The following is a 4,102-nucleotide window of genomic DNA, read 5'->3' on the forward strand; positions in this document are numbered from 1 at the left end:
GAAAATCCTCTGCCATTCAATCATTGCACTGCAGACTCCTGCTGCTTGTGAAAGGTATATTAATGTCTTTGATCTGTTCCCGAATCCTGGTTGTTATCTGGAGCCTCATGTTGATTACTGCTGCCGAGGCGGGACCAGCGATTGCCATCAACGAGCGGGCGATTGCCGAATTGAAGGCGGGAAAAACCGATGTGGCGTATGCGTCCTGGTGGGGGTTCGATCGGGAAGACTCGACAGCAGCATTGCAGGCGGCGATTCATTCCGGTGCGAAAAAAGTGATTGTGGAGAAGATGCACGGGCCTTGGATTGTAACGCCGATCCAACTGGCCAGCGATCAGGAAATTGTATTTGCAAAAGGCGTAATTGTTCAGGCGAAAAAAGGAGAATTCAAGGCGGCCACGGCTTCGTTGTTTACAGCTTCGCTGAAAGAGAATATTCAACTGACAGGATTGGGAGCCATCCTGCAGATGCGGAGGGCCGATTACTATGCGGCCCCTTACCAAAAAGCTGAGTGGCGGAACGGCATCAGTGTGCGTAGTTGCAAAAATATCAGTATATCGGGACTGGTGATTCGCGAAACTGGCGGCGATGGTGTTTATCTGGGCGTGGCTAAACGGGGCGTGACCAATCAGAAGATTACAATCAAGGATGTGGTCTTTGAACGCAATTATCGACAGGGGATCAGCATCATCAGTGCCGAGGATTTACTGATCGAAAATACTGTATTTAAAGAGACGGCTGGCACAGCGCCGATGGCGGGCGTTGATTTTGAACCGAACCTGCCGGATGAATGTCTGGTCAACTGTGTCCTGCGGAATTGTATCTCGGAAAATAATCAGGGACCCGGTTATTTATTATATCTACCGAACTTAAACCGGAATTCAAAACCGGTCTCGATCCGTTTTGAGAATTGTCAGAGTTCAGGAAAAGGGAGGGCACTCTCCTGTACCACAAGAAATAATATGCCGGGCAGCGTGACGGGATCAATCGATTTTGAGAACTGTACTTTCAAAAGTACCGATGAGAGCCCCGTTCAGTTTCTCGACAAACCGGCGGATGTCTGTCCGATCACTCTTAAAAACTGTACGATCATCGGCCCGGAGAATGATAATGCCGCACTGCCGGTGATCCAGTTTACCGCGCGGCCCGGAGTCGTCGGTAAAATTGGAGGTGTGACATTTGATCAATGCGTGATCAAATCTGTTGCCGGGCATCCAGTGATGTCATTTTATGATGCTTCGTATGTTGGTTCTGTAGACAATGTGACGGGAACATTGCAGGTTCAACAGGGGGATCAGCGGGTTGATTTCCGGTTGAATGCCGCGTTGATTCAAAAATGGATGCCTCCCAGTGAAGCGGGTAATATCACGTCTTATCAAACTGATGCTGCCCGGCTTCAGCCTCTGGATACGAGTGCTACGTTCAATTCAACACCGCGACGAATCGTTCGCCAACGCGCCTTGTCCCGATATCTGCTGTATGCCAGGCAGGGAGACAAGGTTTCTGTTCGATTGACCTATCATCAGCTGGTTCGTTATACGGGAGACAAGATGCCTGTGAAGGTGAAGGCGCCTTCCGGGAAAGTGATTCCCGTAGCTGTGGTTCCCTTCAAACAGAGCGCAAACTGTGAATTCACGGCTCCCGAAACGGGCACTTATCAGATCAGTTGTGATCCGGGCGCGAACTTTGTCACGGTGGACAAGTCATCGCATCGTCTTTGCCTGACTTCGGAAGGGGCGCCAATTCGACTGATGGCAGCGACGGGTGACTTCTACTTTTGGGTTCCGGCTGGAGTTGAGAAGTGGGCGGTTGGCGTATTTGGTGGCGGTGTGGGAGAACGCGTCAGTGCGAGACTATATGATCCGTCCGGAAAGCAAGTCTGGTCGGAACAGAATATCGAAAAGCCCAAGTTGTATACAGGAATTCGGAAGCAGCATACTTCAGGCGAAATGTGGCGACTCGTTCTGGACCGTCCTACTGAGGGGGGCTTTGAAGATCATTACGTGCAGCTCGTCGGTATCCCGGCTGTGCTGGCGTTGACGCCCGGGGAGATGTTAGTTCCCGTTGAAACACCAGAGAAATAATCAGGGAACCATTCAGGCTGGTCCGTCTGAGGGGGGCGTTTTCTGATCATCTGATTCGTACCAGGCTATCAGACGCAACCAGGGCACACTGTAGAACAGCGACTGGCCATGACTCTGCTTCATTCAGTTCGTATGCTAGACATACAAGAACTCGCAGAAGCTCATAGTTTAGGTGATTATGAACCTCTCGAACATTTAATGGAAACCTGGGAATCTCAATTACCCAAGTTTTCAGAGGCCATTTCACACCAATATCTTGTACATGCTGTTTCCTCACACCAACTCTCAGACATCAGCCCGCAATGAAATATAAAGTCACACACTCCACAAAATAAGCTTATTCCCAGGCAGTGCCAGTTTGCCATCATCTAGCTCATCTAGCACCGCGATCTTTGCCTCATCAAGTCTGTAATGAATTTCAATTGCTCATACACTCCAAGCCATTTAGTATTAGCAATCGTAAAGATTATTTTGGCAACGATGTTTCATACGTCTCAATCGATCAAGCTCATCTTGGGCTCACTGTCACAGCCACCAGCCGTGTGATGGTCTCTCCTACTCCCAAAGTCTCAGCAAATGAAACACCCTCATGGGAAACAGTGGTTAAGCAATTGCAGAAAGATCGTTCTGCAGACGGACTCAACGCTTATCATTTTGTATTTGATTCACGAGGAGTTAGACTCTTTCCTGCTTTGAAAGATTATGCAAAATTATCATTTCAAGAAGGTCGACCCATTCTTTCTGCAGTAAGCGATTTGACAGAGCGGATTCACAATGATTTCACTTATGATCCGCGCGCTACCACAGTGCATACGGAAATCTACGAAGTCTTTGAATAACGACATGACGCCTGTCAAGACTTTGCGCACTTACAGATTGGCTGTCTGCTTTCGCTTGGTCTGGCGACGCGGTATGTGAGCGGCTACTTGAGAACCGAACCACCTGCAGGCAAGCCACGCCATGTTGGCGCAGATGCATCTCATACCTGGCTATCGGTATTCTGTGGAAAAGTTGTTGGATTGAGATGGATCCCACAAACAATGTGCCTGCCTCAACTGATCACATCACAGAAGCATGGGGACGAGATTACTACGACGTTTGTCTAATTCAAGGCACCATCGTTGGAGGTGGCGAACATCGAATGAATGTGGCTGTTGATGTAAGCCCGGATTGAGTCTCTTACATTTTAATTCATTGAGTAACACAATTGTCTCAATGAAATTTCGTTTTGTACTCAATCGGCGATCTTAATGAAAGCGGGGGACTTATACTCATTCAACCCAGTGTGAATTCGCGGAAACGTATGACTTTTTCGAGCACGTAAGATTTTCCTTTTAAGCTTCGTTTTTGTTTACTGTACGACAAACAACGACTTTCGCGAACAGATTCTGGGATTTGACGATTCAATATACTCAGATACTGAGTCGTTGGTGATGGAGTCAACCCTCCAAAAGCTTCATTCCGTTATTCAGACGTTTTCTCGGAACGAGTATCTTTTGTATTTTGCAACGAAACGTATTTGTAAAGAGATGTTCTCGAAATTTTTAATGTATCACAGATATCGTCTATGCTATTTGATTTATCGCGAAACAACTTTTGTGCTAAAACAACTCTGGGTGAATTTGGATCCAGCGGTGGCCGACCTCCCTTGCGTCCGCGTGCTCGGGCTGCAGCTAAGCCTGCTTTAGTTCTCCCTTGTATAAGTCGTCTTTCGAATTGGGCGAGAGCAGAGAAAACGTGAAAGATCAGTTCACCTGAAGGCGTTGTCGTATCGATGACTCCATCACATATTGAACGAAACCCAACTCCTCGTTCCTTTAGATCTTCGATCATAGTGACGAGATGCCTCATTGATCGTCCCAGGCGGTCGAGTCTCCAAACAAAGAGAGTATCTCCAGGTTGTAAACTTTCTTGGCAAAGCAAAAGCCCTGGTCGATCAACTTTAGCACCCGAAAGTTTGTCACAGAAGATATTCTCGCGTTTTACTCTATGTTTTAGAAGAGAATCAATTTGGAGGG

At 47.6% G+C, this 4,102-nt stretch carries 4 protein-coding genes and 1 pseudogene; 4 read left to right on the forward strand and 1 reads right to left on the reverse strand.

What is annotated here, in order from left to right; genetic code table 11:
* The 4 genes and pseudogenes from Q0668_RS12365 to Q0668_RS12380 form a co-directional block, all read left to right on the forward strand.
* Positions 1 to 2,084 (forward strand): right-handed parallel beta-helix repeat-containing protein (locus Q0668_RS12365; protein WP_298864974.1); only part of this gene is annotated, 2,084 nt, incomplete at its 5' end.
* A gap of 350 nt (positions 2,085 to 2,434) precedes the next feature.
* Complete coding sequence (locus Q0668_RS12370) at positions 2,435 to 2,923, forward strand: transglutaminase N-terminal domain-containing protein (RefSeq protein ID WP_298864976.1); 489 nt, start codon at positions 2,435 to 2,437, stop codon at positions 2,921 to 2,923.
* A 60-nt stretch (positions 2,924 to 2,983) separates the two neighbouring features.
* Positions 2,984 to 3,058 (forward strand): annotated as a pseudogene (locus tag Q0668_RS12375) (hypothetical protein); the annotation flags it as partial.
* A 50-nt stretch (positions 3,059 to 3,108) separates the two neighbouring features.
* The gene (locus tag Q0668_RS12380; RefSeq protein WP_298864979.1) at positions 3,109 to 3,258 is read left to right on the forward strand and encodes a hypothetical protein; all 150 of its coding nucleotides are present in this window, start codon (positions 3,109 to 3,111) and stop codon (positions 3,256 to 3,258) included.
* A gap of 290 nt (positions 3,259 to 3,548) precedes the next feature.
* Here the strand turns inward: Q0668_RS12380 and Q0668_RS12385 are convergent.
* The coding region (locus Q0668_RS12385) for a recombinase family protein (protein WP_366918898.1) at positions 3,549 to 4,102 on the reverse strand (554 nt) is incomplete at its 5' end.

Origin of the sequence: uncultured Gimesia sp. (genome assembly GCF_937910335.1) — a bacterium.
In the GTDB taxonomy this organism is placed as follows: Bacteria; Planctomycetota; Planctomycetia; order Planctomycetales; family Planctomycetaceae; genus Gimesia.

Coding starts and splice junctions, on each gene's coding strand:
- Q0668_RS12380 (WP_298864979.1), top strand. CDS start 3,109: ATGGATCCCACAAACAATGTGCCTGCCTCAACTGATCACATCACAGAA.